Origin of the sequence: Winogradskyella eckloniae (assembly GCF_013249045.1) — a bacterium.
Lineage (GTDB): Bacteria > Bacteroidota > Bacteroidia > Flavobacteriales > Flavobacteriaceae > Winogradskyella > Winogradskyella eckloniae.
This window is the reverse complement of record NZ_JABRWP010000002.1, coordinates 76229-94676: the sequence shown is the minus strand read 5'-3', so window position 1 is coordinate 94676 and position 18448 is coordinate 76229. Positions and strand designations below refer to the sequence as shown.

The window sequence follows — 18448 nt, the reverse complement described above, 5'->3', positions numbered from 1 at the left end:
CATGAAGAATAAAATAAAACTAGCCTGTATCATAGATGATGATAAAATCTACGTGAATTTGGTAAAAAAAATCATTGAAACCAAAAAGCTATGTGATCATTTACTCATATTTAAAGACGGAAAAGAAGGTATAGATTATTTTGAAACCTTACTTCAAAATTTTGAAGAAGAACAAATACCAGAAGTTATCTTACTCGATCTTAATATGCCAATTATGGATGGCTGGGAATTTTTAGAGCGTTTTACTAAAATTAAAAATAAATTTAACAACCCAATTACGCTCTACGTGGTAAGTTCTTCAATAAACGCTATAGATATTGACAAAGCTAAATCATTATCAACCGTTCAAAACTATCTTATTAAACCGGTTAAAATTGATGAGTTAGAAGCTGTATTTAATAAAACAGCTTAATTTATTTAAATGCTCTTTTATTAAAGACCAACAACATACCTATACCTGTACTTATAGCAACGTCTGCAACGTTAAAAACAGGATCAAAAAACGAAAAATATTTACCTCCTATAAGCGGTAACCATTCTGGTAAAACACCACTCCAAAGCGGAAAATATAGCATATCCACAACATTACCATGAAACACACTTTCATAACCACCACCTTCTGGAAAAAATGTAGCCACTTGCATTACACTATCACTAAATATGACACCATAAATCACAGAATCTAATATATTACCTAAAGCACCTGCAAATATTATAGAAATAGCAAATATTAAAGTTTTAGATTTTTGCTTTTTTATAACATCCACTAACCAAAAGGCAATACCTGTTACAGCCACAATTCTAAATAAAGTTAAAATAAGCTTTGCAGAACGGTCTGAAATTAAGGTAGTGAAATCACTCAATTTAGTTCCCCAAGCCATACCATCGTTTTCAATAAAGGCAATATGAAACCATGAAAACACAGTGACATCTTCTCCTAACTGAAAATGGGTTTTGATGTAGATCTTACTGATTTGATCAATCAAGAGAATTAAAACGATGAGAATAGAGGCTTTTTTTATGGACATCTAAAAAATTTGAAAAACAAAAATAGGATTATATTTAGAACTAGTGTAATGTGCCACCAAAATAACCAGCCTCGTGCTCAAAGAAATTATTGTAATACCTATTAGCATTATTTGTCTCAAATATATAAAGTGGTCTTAAAATTAAATAATGATATTCTGTATACAAATGTTCATTTAACCAATTAACTGACTTGTTTTTTATAGACCATTGTGCCAAAGGTTTATTAATGTAAGTATTAAAAACAGAAAAATCATTAGATTGATATAAGTGAATTACTTCGTGAACATTATCATCTATTTGATTTAAATATGATTTACTAAAAACCATATAGCCAGCACTAGCAGAAGCTCGAACATCATCGTAATACCCGTTTTCCAATTCCCTAATTGAATACACAAACTCTCCAATTCTTAGACTTTGACCTATTTCAAATTTATATCTAAAAAGTGCATCAATATTATAAACAAATGCCACAGGCATCAATTTATACTTTACAGAGAACTCATCCTTTGTATTAAATTCTAGTCTACTAAAACCAATATTTAAGTGCCATTTGTCATAGAAATCTTTGTTTAGTGCTGCGTTTTCTTTAATAGAAGTGCCTGCCGCGTTTACCAATTTTGCAGCCCAAAAATATTCCCATTGTTCTTGTCTTCTCGCTTCTCTTAAAATACGTTTGCTCTCAAAAGTAATATATCCACCTAAAGCACCTTGCCATAAGGATTTTTTAATCACCTTACCTAAAGGTTCGTCTGGAGATTTGTTGATGATTGCTCCTACTGTACCAAATACAGCTCCAAAACCTACATTGTACAAGGCGGCTTCGGTATCGTTGGCTTGGGCATTTGTTGAGAAACTTATTAGTATTAATAAAAAAGTTAATATTAAGTTTCTCATATATAATTAGCTATTTATTACTGTAATATCACCATGAATTGAAGTCAATGTCCAATTAGAAATTGTATTAGAAAATTCATCTAGTTCTATTTCTCCATGATTAGAATTTGCTTCAATTGTAGCACTATTAGTACTAACGTGAATATTTCCGTCTAACGTATTCACAGTTGCCGTTTTAACTTTTCCTTTTATATGGCATTGTCCACGTGATAATTCAACATTAAGTGCATTAAAAGTGCCTAATAAGTTCACAGAACCAATATCACTAAGAATATTTACATTAAGAGAATCAGGAATTTCAATATGCAACGTGGCCGCAATGACTTTATGCGCATTACGTTTATCATCTGGTATTTCCTCTAAGGATACGTGCTCTAAGCTTAGCTTTAAAATAGATTTTTCTTCTTTTACAACAATCTGAAAATCGTTTTGGTACTCGCCATCTAACGTTGAAGTTACCTTAATTTTATCCGTTTCTGAAGTAGCAACAGAAATCTTAAAAATGTCATTCCCATTAATAGAAATGGATGCAATACCATCTGATTGTATAGTCTTTTCTATAACATTCTGAGCATCTACAGTTGTTAGACTCAAAATAAAAAACACAAAAAAAGCCATGACATTAATAGTCCATGGCTTTATAGTTTCTTTTGTATACAAAATAAGTCCTCAATTAAAGAGATTTCTGCTTTACTGAAACAAGTTCAGCACAAGTCGCAGTGATTAGTTACTGCATATTCTTAGCTTCAATGCTTAAGGTTGCATGAGGTACTAATTTTAAACGTTCTTTTTTAATTAATTTACCAGTGACACGGCAAACACCATATGTTTTGTTTTCAATACGGATTAGTGCATTCTTTAAGTCTCTTATAAACTTCTCTTGACGAATAGCCAAAGCCGAGTTCGCTTCTTTACTCATCGTTGCACTTCCTTCTTCAAAAGCTTTAAACGTAGGCGATGTATCATCAGTACCGTTATTATGATCGTTCATATATGCACTTTTAATTAATTCTAAATCGTGCTCAGCCTTTTTAATCTTTTCTTGAACAATTGCTCTAAATTCTTCTAAGTCTTTATCCGAATATCTACTTGTTGTATCTGTTGCCATAGTTTTTAATGTTTTTTAATAAATAATTTGGTATTTACATCATCAAAAGCAATTTCTATACCATTATCTATTGTGTCCATAATTTTTAAATCTTCAGTTAATGTTTCTGATTTAATATAAGTTTCATTTGAAACAATTGCTGCCGCTACCTGTGAATCATTCTGAATTTGTACGTCAATTCTGTCTGTAACCTCAAATCCTGAATCTTTACGTAAGTTTTGAATACGGTTTACGAGCTCACGAGCAATCCCTTCTTTACGTAAATCTTCATTGATTGTAACATCTAAAGCCACAGTTAATGCACCTTCGTTAGCAACAAGCCATCCTTCAATATCTTGAGATGTAATCTCCACATCATCAAGCCCTAAAGTAATATTTTTTCCGTTTATTTCAACGTCAATATTACCATTTTGCTCGATATTTTTAATATCATCTGCAGTAAAAGCACTTATTGCACTAGCAATCAGCTTCATATCCTTACCAAACTTAGGGCCTAAGGCTTTAAAATTTGGTTTTATTTGTTTCACTAAGATGTCTGAAGCGTCTTCTAAAAGTTCTATATCTTTAATATTAACCTCATGCTTTATTAAATCTGAAACCGCTTCAATTTCTTCCTTTTGTTGTTGACTATCAACAGGAATCATAATTTTCTGTAACGGCTGACGTACTTTAATCTTCTCCTTAGCTCTTAACGATAGTACCAATGAACAAATGGTTTGTGCACTTTCCATTTTACGCTCTAACACCTTATCAATTAACGTAGTATTAGGCACAGGAAAATCGGCTAAATGCACACTCTCAAACGTTTCTTTTTTAGTCACTGCATTTAAATCTAAATACAAACGGTCCATAAAGAAAGGTGCTATTGGTGCGCCTAACTTTGCGATGGTTTCCATACAGGTATAAAGCGTTTGGTATGCCGAAATTTTATCAGCTTGGTAATCGCCTTTCCAGAAACGTCTTCTGCTTAAACGTACATACCAGTTACTCAAATAATCTTGGGTAAAGTCTGAAATTGCTCTCGCAGCTTTTGTTGGTTCGTATTGTGCATAATAGTCATCTACTTTCTGAATTAAAGTGTTTAATTCAGACAAAATCCAACGGTCTATTTCTGGTCGTTCTTCTAAAGCAACATCTGCTTCACCGTAATTAAAACCATCAATATTAGTATACAGCGTAAAGAATGAATAGGTGTTATATAAAGTTCCGAAGAATTTTCTGCTTACCTCAGCAATGCCTTCGCTATCAAATTTTAAGTTATCCCAAGGGTTGGCATTACTAATCATGTACCAACGTGTGGCATCTGCGCCGTATTTAGATAAGGTTTCAAAAGGGTCAACAGCATTACCTAAACGTTTAGACATTTTCTGTCCATTCTTATCTAAAACTAAGCCGTTTGAAACCACATTTTTGTAAGCCACAGAATCGAAAACCATAGTTCCGATAGCATGAAGCGTATAGAACCAACCACGTGTTTGGTCTACACCTTCTGCAATAAAATCTGCTGGAAATGCTTCGTTGTTATCTATAAAATTTTTGTTTTCAAATGGATAATGCCATTGTGCGTAAGGCATAGAGCCAGAATCGAACCAAACATCTATTAAATCGCTTTCGCGTTTCATTGGCTTACCTGATGCTGAAACTAATACGATTTTATCTACCACATTTTTATGTAAATCAATAGTTTCGTAGTTTTCTTCAGACATGTTACCCACTTCAAAGTCGGCAAAAATATCTTCAGACATGACGCCTGCTTCAACAGATTTAGCTATTTCTTCTTTTAATTCGGCAACAGAACCTATACATAATTGCTCTTTTCCGTCTTCGGTTCTCCAGATTGGTAATGGAATTCCCCAGAAACGCGAACGTGATAAATTCCAGTCGTTTGCATTTGCTAACCAATTACCAAAACGTCCTTCACCTGTTGATTTAGGTTTCCAGTTAATCGTGGTATTTAGCTCGTGCATTCTCCCTTTTACATCTGTGATTTTAATAAACCACGAATCTAATGGGTAATATAGAATTGGTTTGTCTGTTCGCCAACAATTTGGGTAACTGTGCTTATATTTTTCAACCTTAAAGGCTTTGTTTTCTGTTTTTAATTTAATAGCAAGCTCAACGTCTATAGAACGTTCTGGCGCTTCACCATCGTCGTAATATTCGTTCTTCACATATTTACCAGCAAATTCGCCTAATTCTGGTCTGAATTTCCCTTGTAAATCAACTAGAGGTACTAAATTTCCATTCTCATCTTTTACCAACATTGGTGGCACTTCTGGTGTAGCTTGCTTAGCTACCATAGCATCATCTGCTCCAAAGGTTGGTGCAGTGTGTACAATACCTGTTCCGTCCTCAACCGTTACGAAATCTCCAGAAATCACTCTAAAGGCGTTTTCTGGGTTGTCGTTTGGTAAAGTGTATGGTAATAATTGTTCATAAGTGATACCCACCAAATCTTTTCCAACAAAATCTTTAACGACGAAGTAAGGAATCTTTTTATCGCCTTCTTTGTATTCGATTAATTCTGGTTTGGTTTCAACACGTTTATATTTTCCATCGAATTGTTTGTTGACTAAATTTTTAGCCAACACCACATTCATAGGTTTAAAAGTGTACTGATTATAAGTTTCTACTAAAACATATTCAATCTTAGGCCCAACTGTTAAAGCAGTATTACTTGGTAAGGTCCAAGGTGTTGTGGTCCAAGCTAAAAAGAAAATATCGCCTTCATTCTGAAGAAAATCCGGCAACGATTCTGCATTGGCTTTAAACTGCGCCACAACCGTTGTGTCTGTTACATCTTGGTATGTTCCTGGCTGGTTGAGCTCATGCGAACTTAAACCTGTACCTGCTTTTGGCGAATAGGGCTGAATAGTGTAACCTTTGTAGATTAAATCTTTTTCGTAAATCTGTTTTAGTAACCACCAAACAGATTCCATATATTTAGATTTGTAAGTAATATATGGATCGTCCATATCTACCCAATATCCCATTTTTTGGGTAAGGTCATTCCAAATATCAGTGTAACGCATCACGGCTTTTTTACAAGTTTCGTTATATTCTTCTACAGTGATTTTTTTACCAATATCTTCTTTGGTAATACCAAGTTCTTTTTCTACACCAAGTTCTACTGGTAAACCATGTGTATCCCAACCGGCTTTACGTTTCACCTGAAAACCTTTCATGGTTTTGTAACGTGGAAAAATATCTTTAATAGCACGTGCTAAAACGTGGTGTACACCAGGTAATCCGTTTGCAGAAGGTGGTCCTTCAAAAAAAACGAAAGGTGGTTTTCCTTCTTTTGTAGTTACACTTTTATCGAAGATATTATTAGCTTCCCAATAGTTACCGATGTCTTCTGCAACCTTTGGCAAGTTAAGTCCTTTATATTCAGGGAACTTTGTACTCATTATTCTGTTTTCTTTTCGAGGTGCGAAAATAATGAATTTTGAAAAGACATTTATTGTTTTCTATAAATATTTGTTACTTCATAAATACAATTATTAGCCCAACGATTCCCCGTTTTTATTGATTTTAAAGACTTATACAACATACAAAATGTAGAGACAAATTAAATCATCAATACCACGATTTATTAAGTATTCAATTTTTCAGTTCTTTTGTTTTTTTCGTTCTTGTTGCAGTACCAGACTTCATTTATATATCATCTAATTATATAAAACACAAAAGGCCTTAATTTTAGATTTAAGACCTTTTGTATTTATTTAATAACTATTTTTTTCGAAAGACTGCTATTTCTGGTTTTAATTTTCACTACATATGCGCCTTCACTAATTTCTGGCAATGTATATTCATTATAACCACCTGGATAAATATTATTCGTTTGATAGATTAATTGACCCATTATGTTATAGACTTCTATACTATTTACGTCAACATTATTTGGATTTAGGATTACTACTTTATTTCTATTAAAAGCATAATAAAATTGTAATGACGAAATTGTTTCTTCAAGTTGTGATAATGTCTCTGATTCATTTTTAAAAACGAGTTCTAACCTATTATTAAAATTGCCAACTTCAGAAGAAAACTCATATGGTAATCCATTTTTTAAATCAAAATATTCACCAGTTAAATTATCCTTTAAAAACACTTGTTGTTCATCAGAAAGGTTTTCAGTCTCAGTTATCTGAATAGCGTAATTATAGTCTCCGGAAGCCCTTAAACTCAAAGGCACTATCTTATCATCTGTAATTGGACCATATGCCTGTATCGTCATTAATTCATCATTTAAAATTAAATTTAAATCATCCTCATTATTACTAACATTTTTTGCCTCATAACCATAATCATAGTCATCTGAAGTTTCTGTGCTAAAGCCTAAAAGCAATTCTCTTTTTACAGAAGGTCCATTTATAGAATTAAACTCTATTCTAATTTTTTGCATTAAACTTTCTTCGCCATTAGCATTTTTGGCTGTATTCTCTTCACTTGGACTTACTCCTCTAAAGAAAACACTACCATTATTATAGGAATTATTAGCATCTTCTTCTTTAATAAATACTCTTTGGCTATTTTTAAAAGTTACGTTTCCACTATTCAAAATCTCCACAATAAAACCTTGTCCTACTGGCAAATATCTAGTAGGTGTTTTTGTGCCATTTTGCTCACCGTTAGTGTCTCCAGTAATACCTACAAATTGGTACGCCCTTGTTGATCCTGTTTTATTCACTTGAGCATAACCTCCATTATATTCATCTAAAACATGAGAATTCCCACTCCATTGTTGCCATAACTGAAGAGTACCATCTATAACACCAACGTTATCATCTATAAATTGATGGATATCAATAGCTGAAGGGTACGGATTACCTAATAGAAAGTCTGTTTTAGAAACCGAAGGTACAGAACCATTCCCTCCAACATCTGTAACATTAACTAGAATGGTGCCATTATTAGGTTTACCTTCAAACAAATATTGCTGATTAGTCTCTGTTGTTCCTGTTCCTTTTTGCGTATAACCCACTCCAGATTCCAAAGTTGTTGTTTCATCAATAGACTCGTAATCGTAATATGATATTCCGTTTTTATAAGTATACAACCAATATCTACTAATCTTTCCTGTTTCATGATATTGATTCGTAAATAAAACATCTGCTTCATTTTGATCTTTTAACATTTCTAACTTAAAATCAGTATTATTTGTGTTGTTGTTGTTTTTATTATCATCTATTAACGTCGTAGCCCTTAATTCACCAACAGGCGAAGACCAATAGTTATACCAATAAACACTAGAATTCCCTTCTTGTCTACGTTTAATTCTACCTGTTACAGAGGTTACCAAATCACTTTCATCGGTTTGAATTAGTTGTGATTCTCCTTGTAAATCTAAAGTGCCATTTAACTCTAAGTACCAAGTATTATTAACCAATTGATTTGCTTCAATATTTAGATTTGCATTAGACTGTATGATTAATCCTATATTACTAATTGACTCTTCTAAGTTAATGTTGTTACCTATTTCTACAATGCTCCAAGGCTTTAAGTCTGTAACGTTTTCAATATCCCAAACATTACCAAATTGCCACACATCACTTAATGTCCAATCTCCATCGCTTATCGTTCTATAAGGAAGTGGCGCAGTTTGAAGAAAGATTTGTTTTATATTGTATAATTTAGCTCCAGTCCCTTTTTCAATAACAAAAGTTACTTTATCATCTGTTATATCATCCTTAAACGTATCCATTTTATAATATCTCAACAAGTTATTACCAATAGAATTATTTGATATCTCTTTTGGTATTATTTTTCCCTTATTAAAATTTTCATTTTCATCCAATTCCTGATAAACAATACGTTGAATTTCTTCTTCGGTAAGATTAGTGTTAAACACTCTTACTTCATCAATTTCTCCTTTAAAATAGCTTTGATTTCCAGTATCAAAAGGTTTTCTACCTATTCTATAGGTCACATTATTCACTTCATTAATAATATTTCCAGTTACAGAATTAGAACTAAAAACATGTAATCCATTTATATATACATTCAGATTTTTATCTGACGCAAGGCCGTCATAAACCGCTGCAATATGCGACCATTCGTTTAAATTTATAGCATTTGCAGAACCAACATTAAAAGTATTTCCATTAATTTCAACTTGTAACCTTCTGTTATTATCAATATAAAGCCAAAAATGCGTTTGACCAGTAATAGCTCCAACTGAATTATAGTCTGAATCTAACTTTACCCATGCCATTTGAGTGACTTTATTTAAGCCATGTATAATATTTGTAGCCTCTTCAACATAGTCATTTCTCCCATCAAAATACAAGCTGAACGAATCATTAAAATCTCTTGGTGATCCAAATAAATTAGTATCTGAATCAAAAGCATCTAAAATCCCATCTCCATCGGAATCGTTTGTACCATCTATTACTCCATCATTATCACTATCATAATTAGAAAATATTAAAACACTTTCTATATCACTTCCATTAGACACATCATTACTGGAGTCATCACTGTCAATATCAATATAATCAGGCACACCATCTCCGTCCGTATCAACAGGATCGTTATAACCTAAAGTTCCATGATCAGCATTAGTTTCGTGATCATCGTCATCATCATTACCATCAATCAAAGGGAGAATACCATCACCATCTTGATCATCATTGAGAACATTAGCAATTGTATCTTGATAATCTGAACCATCGCCAAGACCATCTCCATTAACATCTATATCTCCTAAACCATCATACTCTACGCTATCAAAAACACCATCATTATCACTATCCAAATCAATAAAATCTGGTGTACCGTCTCCATCTGAATCTAAAGGAGTTATATTTTCATAAGAATCATGCATTCCATTTTCATTTAGATCCACCCAAGTATTGGTGCTGTCACCATATACTGTACCATCTTTATTATCATCAACTAAACCTAGTTCTACTACATTTGGGATACCATCATTATCATTATCTAAATCTAGTATATCTGCAACACCATCACCATCTAAATCGCAAAGCAATTGTCTAACATAAATATCATCTATAGCCAAATCATTACCCAATCCTCCTATATTTTCATTTCGGAGTTCTATAGTGAAATCTGTAAATGAAGTTTGAAAAGCTGTTAGATCTATAAGGTACCAATCTCCTTCTAAATTACCATCAGAAGGCGGAACTTCATCAGAAAGTCCACTAGAAATAACATTACCATTAGGATCGTAAACAGTAATACGGATTTTCGGATTTATTCTTTCCGTTTTATCTAAATTAACAACATAGAAACCAAATTCAATATCTACATTTGGTGTTGCACCAATTATTTCTTGACTATAAAAAACACTCGGATCTTCATTTGCATTAAAAACGGCCATTCTTCCGTTTACATCACCAGGCGTATGGTCTTTTCCTGTAGACCAATCGCTCTCTGCCCATATTGCAAGATCATCATTATTGTTACCATTATTATTGTGTATAGTATAAGATACTGTATAATCTCCATCATTAACACTTGGATTGTGATAATTACTTGGATCAGGACAATTAGCCCCTGAACCGTCTTCAAAACAATAATCCGTTGTTGCCCCAACATACTGACCATTTATTTCTGTTCTACTTGTACCTGTACCAAAAGTTTCATTTAAAAAATAAACATACGTTTGATTTGCGACTGATCTCGAATTGCATAAAGAAGCTTCGTACGCATCTGATAAACCATCATTATCATCATCTAAATCATAAATATCCGCAATACCATCTCCATCTGTATCATTATACAATTGTGCACCTTCTCCTTCAATTAAAAATGTAAAAACGGCATCATCTGGGTCATCTGAATAAACATTTAAAGTAGCAGCAAAACTATTTTCTGAAGTAGGATTAAAACCAATAGTAAATGTTGTTGACTCTCCTGGTGACAATACTAAATTTGACGTATTAGGATAATTAATTATTGTAAATTCTGAATCTCCTGATATACTTATATAAGGAGAAGTTAAAGTTAAGTCTAAATTTCCATTATTTTTAATCTCAAAGATGTGAGAGCTAACACCAGAGCTTATATCTTCAACGCCAAAATTTGTTGAATTAGCCTCAGTGGTGGTAGAAGAACCATTAACGATAGATTGAGAATTTCCATATAATGCAATATTTTGTTCTGGCGTACTAGTACCAAATTTTATTAAATAATCCTCTACTTCTCCATTTGTATAGTCAAAATCACAAGAAGTAAAACTAGTATTTGCTCCGCCTCTTACTGCAACTCGTAAAATCGAAACAGCCTCATCTGTACTATTAGGTACAAAAATATTAATGGGCACATCGACTACTTTAGTACCTCCCGAATTATTATTATCTTGAAACGTAAATAAAAATTGTTCTCCTGCATCTTCAAAATCATCATCTGAATTTTCATTTAAATTTAGCCATATTGCAACTGTATTAGTATTAGTATTCCATCCATTTAAAGTAACACTAACGGTACCTGTAAATGTTTCTCCTATAAAAATATCTTCCGAAGGTATACTTGAAGAATAGTCCGTAAAATCCCCTGTTACTCCCGCTGTACTATTATTAATAGAACCTATATCTACATTAGAAATATACAGCGTATTATAAGAACCTATATTATCTATATCACAAAACTGTGGCTCTGAAGAACCCGATGAACCACCTCCACTATTTCCAGAACTAATATCTAAATTATAATCTTCTACTTCTCCTGCTTTATAATTATAATTACAAGAGTTATAGCCAGATTCTGAACCATCTCTTAATCCTATCCTTAAACGCGAAATACCATTTTGAGCACTTGCAGGTATAGCAATACTTACCGGTACTTCGACTACTTTTGTTCCTCCTGTATTATTAAAATCTTGAAAGGTTAAAATAAATTCCTCTCCACTATCTTCAAAATCTTCATCATCATTAGAATTAAAATTGGCCCACAACGCAAGTGTATGGGTACTCGTATTCCACCCATTTAATACAACCTTAACTGAACCTGTAAGAGTTTCGCCTGCGTTAACGTTTATTGTAGATGTATTAGAATAATCTACATAGTTTCCAGTAGCGCCATTACTACTATTATTCATTGTACCAAATGATACCTCTGAAATATAATAAATATTATAATTATTAATATTGGTTGGTGTACAATACTGAGCGCATATATGCGAAGTAAAAAACAAGGCGACTAGAAACAATATGGCGTTTCTGTACACAGAAATAGCAAAAGTTTTCATAAATTAATAGCATAAATTTAAGATAGACTTGAGGGGCAGTCATCAGTGTTTTAATTACAATTATAAAAATATTATTCTTATTGTCATCGATAAAACATTAATTTTTTTCGATATAATACATTTTTGTAGCATAAAACTTACAAAATAAATGTTTTTATTGAATCCTATTCTCAATATTTCAATTATTGTATATTATCTTAGACGCAGAATTTAATAATGCCTTACAATATTTGACTTCCAATTACTACAGGTATATTAACTCGTATATACTATTAATTCTATTTTGAATATGTACTTTTAATCAAAGTATTAATAAATATTTATTGTTTTCTATAAATATGTGTTCCACAGTCCATACAGATTCCTACACCTTTCGTTAACGTTAGTATTCCATTTTTCTTTAGTGCAATAGCATATATTCCGCGTTTAGAAAACCTTATATAATTTCTAGTAGGAAAACGGGTTGGATATTCAATTTCAAATGTTTCTTCTGAAACCCGTTTATTATTTCTGTAAAACGTTACCGTTTGGTTTGTATTAAATACAATATGCTCATTTTTTGTCCCTTTTAAAGGATTCATAAGATTGGTAACTCCTTCCCATTGCCATGAGCCAACAATATCATTAATCTTAATTTGCTTTCTTTTTATTTTAATATCTTGAACTCTATCAAGCGCATAAGTAGACAAATACGATTGCTTATTATTTTTTGCGAATTCAATATATTTTTCTATTAAAACTGAGTCTTGGGTCCTTATTTTATTCAGTCTATAATTTGGAATAAAATCATTTATATGACTTTTTCTTAAAGAATCTGCTAAGACATCTTTTTGTAATAATGATTCAAATTTTATAGCTGGTATGTTCTCTAAAGAATCAACCTTTGACTGAAGTGAATGGTTTTGAATCGTTAACTTATGTAATTCTTTTTCTAATTGCTCTTCCTTTTCATTACACGAAAAAAAACACATTAAAATACAAATAAGCACTAATCGTTTCATGTTTTAATTTTAGAGGTATTGTATCAAACATCTAACCAAAAACGTTTAGACAAGGTTTGTTTTGTATACTCAAACTATGTACAAACCATAAAAAAATTAAAATACCAAGTTAATTCCCATTATTGAGACTCTTGCTTTCAGAGGAATTTTTAAACCAGAAATCCTACCAAGTCTTCAATCTTAGATATCAATTGAATCTTAATAACCGTATCCTTTAGAGCAATTTTGTTGTATTTAGAGACGAAAATGGTCGAAAAGCCTAATTTTTCGGCTTCCAAAATGCGTTGCTCAACACGTTGTACTGGTCTAATTTCTCCAGACAAACCGACTTCTGCAGCAAAACAATAATCACTTTCTAAAGCGACATCTTCATTAGAAGACAAAATAGCTGCAACAACCGCTAAATCTATCGCAGGATCGTCAACTGTGATGCCTCCTGTTATATTTAAAAAAACATCTTTTGCTCCCAAACGAAATCCTGCACGCTTCTCTAAAACCGCTAATAACATATTTAAACGTTTGGCATTAAATCCTGTGGCAGAACGCTGTGGTGTACCGTAAACTGCTGTACTTACTAATGCTTGTACTTCAATCATTAATGGTCGCAATCCTTCTAACGTTGCTGCAACGGCATTGCCAGAAAGCTCGCCATCTTTTTCAGAAATTAATATCTCAGATGGATTAGAAACCTCGCGTAACCCTGACCCTTGCATTTCGTAAATACCAAGTTCGTTAGTAGAACCAAAACGGTTTTTATTGGCTCTTAAAATTCTAAATACATGGTTTCGGTCGCCTTCAAATTGTAAAACCGTATCTACCATATGCTCTAAAATTTTTGGACCTGCAATATGTCCATCTTTTGTAATATGACCAATTAATAAAACTGGTGTAGATGTTTCTTTAGCAAATTTTATAAGTTCTGTTGTACATTCTTTAATTTGAGAAATACTTCCTGCAGAAGATTCTATATAGTCGCTATGCAAGGTTTGAATTGAGTCTATCACCACAATATCTGGCTCTAAAGCTTCAATCTGTTTAAAGATATTTTGAGTTTTAGTCTCTGTAAGGATGTAACAATTATTGCTGTTAGGATTAATACGTTCTGCACGCATTTTTATTTGTTTTTGGCTTTCTTCGCCAGAAACATATAGTGTTTTGTATTGTAATTTTAAGGCGATTTGAAGTAAGAGCGTACTTTTACCTATACCTGGCTCACCGCCTAATAAGGTCAACGATCCATTAACCATGCCGCCACCAAGCACACGATTAAATTCGCCATCTTGCATATCTAAACGCGCTTCTTGAGACGTATCAATTTCATTAATTAATAATGGTTTAGAAGCTCGTTTTGAAATAGATGTTGGCGTTTTCCAATCGCTTTTTTCGGGTTTCTGAATCACTTCTTCAGCAATGGTATTCCATTCCTTACAAGACGTGCATTGCCCTTGCCATTTGGCATATTGACTACCACAATTTTGACAAAAAAAAGTTGTTTTTACTTTAGCCATGTTCTTGTGCTGAACAAACAGCAATCTATTTAGTTAAGAACAGCTAAATTAAAGAATTTCTTCAAACGAAATGTTGGAGGCAATCTATATTTATATCAAGTGACTCCTGTTTTTAAGCAAACAAGGTTTTAGTTGATGTCTTTAAACCAAGACACAATCGCTAAAACTTTTATTGCAGCTATTTTTGAAGGCCAATTAGATATTAAAAAATGCTTTGATTTTTTAAAAATATGTTCAAAAAAATAATCTGTAGACATCTTATGCTTTTTACTTTTCTTCATCCTCAATAACGTCTTCTTCTGTGTCTTCTTCATCTACATCAACCAAGGTTAATGCTAATTCATCTATTTTAGAAAATATAAAATCTCTATTGATATGACTAACGTCATTTAAGGTTAAAGCATCTTCATATAACTTTTTAGCTTTTTTAGTTTTTCCTAATTTTTCAGCAGACTGTGCCAAATAAAATGTTCCCAATAAGGTTTCTGGATGTAGTTTATTGGCTAATATCCCTAACTTAAATAACGATTTATAATCTTCTCTTTGTTCCGCTACTTTTGCTACTTTTTCTAATTCTTCCTCACTGATATCTTTTTCAATTCCGAATAGTTTTTCTATTCTTTTATAGCGATCAACTAAATATTCATCTAAAGTTCCCTCATATGGTAACACCTTTTCTTCTAATTCTTTTTCCCTAAGCGGATTGTAAATTGAAAAAATCTTATCAAAAGATCTAGATATTGCTCCTGTAACCAAGGTATAATGTGTTTCGCCTTTAAAATCATCGAAGTAATAGGTTAAGTTTTTATTTTCAACAGCTTCAATTAATTCATTTGTAGATATAATGTTCTTTCTAATTTCTGGTATATCTTTTTCTGCAGTCGCCATGTAATAAAAAACATCTGTCTTATAAAGCGCTAAACGTTTTGAAACAAAATTTCTCAACGAACCTACAAAATCTGGACTAATACATACATAAGCCTGAAACTCTAATTCTTCTTTAAATAAATATGAGTTTATGAAATTACCCATGATATCATGACCTACAGCTACTCTAAATTTACTTGTTTTGTATTTACCATCTAAATATGGTAATAATTCTTCGGACACAAACTCGTGAAATCGTATACCAGACTCTGTTGGTAAGCCTGTTTGTGGTTCGTAATAACTATCGTATACACGTTCCTCTCCTTGCATTACACCAACTACGATAGAGCTTGGCATATCATCAAAATAGGTTTGAAAATCTACCTGGCCAGTTACAGGCTCAAATAAGTAATCACCATCAAAAACAATAATAAGCGGATACTTTTTATCTGCCTTTGAATCATAATCTGTAGGTAATTTTATCTTTAATTGACGTTTAGAATTTAAACGCGAGGAAGAAATCTCTTCGTAGGTAATTTGCGCATAGGACAACACACAAATAAAACAAGTAAGAACTACTAGAATAGTTTTTCTCATAATTAAGTAGGTTTAGTTTTGGGACACCAAACATAGTTAATTATCGTCAAATAGTCAATTTTTTTCGATGAAATACACCTAATCGTTTAATGCTTCTTGCGTATCGTACATTTTTTCGAGCATAATTTCCTTATCTATAAACTGAGATGGCTGTAACAATAACCCAGATTTATATTGAATTAAGGCTTTTCTTAAGTTACCTTCTTTTTCATACAACATACCTGAATAATAAGAACTTAGCATTGATTTTGGGAAATTTTTCTTAACCAGCTTTGTTAACTTCTCTAAGGATTCTAAATCATCTTTTTTATTACTTGCTGCGGCAATAGCTCTAATATCGTTTTCAATTAACTTTTTTTCAAATCCATAGAAATATTCTATGTCTTCGTATTTTTTAACCAGATAATCGTAAGGAGAACCTTCGTAGGTCAGCACTTTTTCTTTATACTCTTTTGCATTTATGGGTTTAAAAAGTCCGAATATTTGATTTAAAGCTTTCGGAATTCCTCTACCTACTAAACCATAATGGTTAGCGTCTTCAAAGTCATCAAATTTATAGAGTAATTTTTCATTTTCTATGGAGGAAAAAATAGAATCACTTTCTATAATTGAAGATCTTAGACTTTTTAAATCCGCATCTCCTGTCGCTAAATAATAAAAGGTTTCTTGTTGTAAAATTTCAAATCGTTGTTTTAATCTGTCTTTAATTTCTGGAGCAAAATCGGGACTTAAAGCCACATATGCTCTAAAAAGTGGCTGCTCCTTAAATAAATAATAATTAATAAAATTAGCGCTTAGATCATGCCCAACAATAATTCTAAAGTTTGAAGCTTTATAAGTATCTTCAATATATGGTAATAATTCTGCTGCCAAAAACTCATAGAATGCCGCACCTTCTTGTGCCGGAAAATTAGTCTCTTCATCATAAAAGAAATCATCATCTCTAGTACTCCCTTGCTTAACTCCTACTACAATACAATCTGGTATGTCTTCCCAATACGACTGGTAATCAATATTACCTGCTATAGGCTCAAACAAATAGTCTCCATCTAAAACTACAATTAAAGGATAGGTTCGTTTCTCTTCTGGATTATAATTTCTTGGTAACTGAATTTTTAATTCGCGTTTTCCTTCAAGTTTATAAGAATCTATGGTTTTATAAATCGCTTGCGCTTGAAGATTAAACGCAAAAAACAGACTTATAAGTAGTAGGTAAAAATTCTTCATAATGATATTAATCAAATTAGCAAGTTAAAAAATATTTCTAAGCTGCTGTTTTATTTCTATTATAGATAGGCAAATATAATAACGATAAACCACCTAACACAATAATTACTAAAGTTTGCGTGGACCACATTATCCAACCAAATGCTCTGCTTGGCTCTTCTAACATGCCAAATAATAGAAATGCTATAACTACAGCTTCAGGAAAGGAACCAATTCCACCATTTGTAGCCGCAATACTAAAACTTGCTAGTATAAAACCAATTAATATCGCTGCCATAGAAATGTGTTCTAATTGTGGCAACGCAAAGGTGGTTACATAAAACATTAGAACATACATAAGCCATATGAAGATGGTATGACTTATAAATGCCCATTTTTTTTTCATCTTAAAAATGCTAAAAACTCCTTCAATAAGACCAGCGACAAAGGCCTTTACTTTGAGTGCTATTTTACCTCGACTTTTTCTGATAAACATAAACACCACAAAACCGACGAGAAGCAATACAACACCTAAAACAAAGAGCATTTTAGGATTAAACTTTGAGGTAAAAAAATTAAATATGAATTCAAATTCTAAGAAAAACGCTATTGCAATTATTACCAATAACATTATTGTATCTGCGATTCGCTCTGCAACGATGGAACCAAAACCTTTATCAAAAGGAATGCCTTCATAATTCACTAAAATGGAAGCTCTCGCTATTTCACCTGCTCTTGGAATTGTAAAGTTTATTAAATACGCAGAATATACAGCCATAAAGCTATTGGCAAATTTTGGCTTATAACCCAATGGTTCTGCCATAAACAACCAACGATATGCTCTAGACATATGACTTAAAATACCCAATACGACACCTAAAATTATCCAAAAATAGTTCGCATCCTTAAAATACTGAACCAATGTAGGAATTGAAATTTTAGATAAAGAATACCACACTAATCCTACGCCTAATAGAAGAGGAACTACAACTTTTAGGATGGATTTTGGGTTAGGCAATTT

13 protein-coding genes are annotated in these 18448 nt (G+C 32.3%); 1 reads left to right on the top strand and 12 read right to left on the bottom strand.

Annotated features, from left to right (window positions below):
- Window position 1 precedes the first annotated feature (1 nt).
- On the top strand, window positions 2-412 hold the full coding sequence (locus HNV08_RS03355) for a response regulator (protein WP_173279727.1): 411 nt from the start codon (window positions 2-4) through the stop codon (window positions 410-412).
- A gap of 1 nt (window position 413) precedes the next feature.
- On the opposite strand, the gene HNV08_RS03350 is transcribed toward HNV08_RS03355, so the two are convergent.
- The 12 genes from HNV08_RS03350 to HNV08_RS03295 form a co-directional block, all read right to left on the bottom strand.
- Window positions 414-1028 carry a lipoprotein signal peptidase gene (locus HNV08_RS03350; RefSeq protein WP_173279726.1) on the bottom strand — a complete coding sequence of 205 codons (615 nt, stop codon included), beginning with the start codon at window positions 1026-1028 and terminating at the stop codon, window positions 414-416.
- A 40-nt stretch (window positions 1029-1068) separates the two neighbouring features.
- Entirely contained in the window at window positions 1069-1926 is an 858-nt protein-coding gene (locus HNV08_RS03345) for a hypothetical protein (protein WP_173279725.1), read from the bottom strand.
- Between the two features lie 6 nt (window positions 1927-1932).
- Window positions 1933-2586 (bottom strand): DUF4097 family beta strand repeat-containing protein, encoded by a 654-nt coding sequence (locus HNV08_RS03340; protein ID WP_173279724.1) that lies wholly within the window; start codon window positions 2584-2586, stop codon window positions 1933-1935.
- A 67-nt stretch (window positions 2587-2653) separates the two neighbouring features.
- Complete coding sequence (locus HNV08_RS03335) at window positions 2654-3034, bottom strand: TraR/DksA family transcriptional regulator (protein ID WP_173279723.1); 381 nt, start codon at window positions 3032-3034, stop codon at window positions 2654-2656.
- A 5-nt stretch (window positions 3035-3039) separates the two neighbouring features.
- A complete protein-coding gene (gene ileS / locus HNV08_RS03330; protein ID WP_173279722.1) occupies window positions 3040-6444 on the bottom strand; it encodes an isoleucine--tRNA ligase in 3405 nt (1134 codons plus the stop codon).
- A gap of 311 nt (window positions 6445-6755) precedes the next feature.
- Complete coding sequence (locus tag HNV08_RS03325; RefSeq protein WP_173279721.1) at window positions 6756-12248, bottom strand: LamG-like jellyroll fold domain-containing protein; 5493 nt, start codon at window positions 12246-12248, stop codon at window positions 6756-6758.
- A 320-nt stretch (window positions 12249-12568) separates the two neighbouring features.
- A complete protein-coding gene (locus HNV08_RS03320) occupies window positions 12569-13249 on the bottom strand; it encodes a hypothetical protein (protein ID WP_173279720.1) in 681 nt (226 codons plus the stop codon).
- Between the two features lie 149 nt (window positions 13250-13398).
- Window positions 13399-14757, bottom strand: a complete 1359-nt coding sequence (gene radA / locus HNV08_RS03315; protein ID WP_173279719.1) for a DNA repair protein RadA — start codon at window positions 14755-14757, stop codon at window positions 13399-13401.
- Between the two features lie 128 nt (window positions 14758-14885).
- A complete protein-coding gene (locus tag HNV08_RS03310; RefSeq protein ID WP_173279717.1) occupies window positions 14886-15038 on the bottom strand; it encodes a hypothetical protein in 153 nt (50 codons plus the stop codon).
- Window positions 15025-16221 (bottom strand): alpha/beta hydrolase, encoded by a 1197-nt coding sequence (locus HNV08_RS03305; RefSeq protein WP_173279716.1) that lies wholly within the window; start codon window positions 16219-16221, stop codon window positions 15025-15027. Before HNV08_RS03305 ends, HNV08_RS03310 begins: the two co-directional genes overlap by 14 nt.
- Window positions 16222-16299: 78 nt before the next feature.
- Window positions 16300-17448, bottom strand: coding sequence for an alpha/beta hydrolase (locus HNV08_RS03300; RefSeq protein WP_173279714.1), 1149 nt, complete (start codon window positions 17446-17448; stop codon window positions 16300-16302).
- Between the two features lie 37 nt (window positions 17449-17485).
- A complete protein-coding gene (locus HNV08_RS03295) occupies window positions 17486-18445 on the bottom strand; it encodes a lysylphosphatidylglycerol synthase transmembrane domain-containing protein (protein WP_173279713.1) in 960 nt (319 codons plus the stop codon).
- Window positions 18446-18448 lie beyond the last annotated feature (3 nt).

Bases quoted from the DNA above. Each gene is read 5' to 3' on its own strand.
- HNV08_RS03320 (WP_173279720.1), bottom strand. From the start codon at position 13,249: ATGAAACGATTAGTGCTTATTTGTATTTTAATGTGTTTTTTTTCGTGT.
- HNV08_RS03355 (WP_173279727.1), top strand. From the start codon at position 2: ATGAAGAATAAAATAAAACTAGCCTGTATCATAGATGATGATAAAATC.
- HNV08_RS03345 (WP_173279725.1), bottom strand. From the start codon at position 1,926: ATGAGAAACTTAATATTAACTTTTTTATTAATACTAATAAGTTTCTCA.
- HNV08_RS03350 (WP_173279726.1), bottom strand. From the start codon at position 1,028: ATGTCCATAAAAAAAGCCTCTATTCTCATCGTTTTAATTCTCTTGATT.
- radA (WP_173279719.1), bottom strand. From the start codon at position 14,757: ATGGCTAAAGTAAAAACAACTTTTTTTTGTCAAAATTGTGGTAGTCAA.
- HNV08_RS03305 (WP_173279716.1), bottom strand. From the start codon at position 16,221: ATGAGAAAAACTATTCTAGTAGTTCTTACTTGTTTTATTTGTGTGTTG.
- HNV08_RS03335 (WP_173279723.1), bottom strand. From the start codon at position 3,034: ATGGCAACAGATACAACAAGTAGATATTCGGATAAAGACTTAGAAGAA.
- HNV08_RS03300 (WP_173279714.1), bottom strand. From the start codon at position 17,448: ATGAAGAATTTTTACCTACTACTTATAAGTCTGTTTTTTGCGTTTAAT.
- HNV08_RS03310 (WP_173279717.1), bottom strand. From the start codon at position 15,038: ATGAAGAAAAGTAAAAAGCATAAGATGTCTACAGATTATTTTTTTGAA.
- ileS (WP_173279722.1), bottom strand. From the start codon at position 6,444: ATGAGTACAAAGTTCCCTGAATATAAAGGACTTAACTTGCCAAAGGTT.
- HNV08_RS03325 (WP_173279721.1), bottom strand. From the start codon at position 12,248: ATGAAAACTTTTGCTATTTCTGTGTACAGAAACGCCATATTGTTTCTA.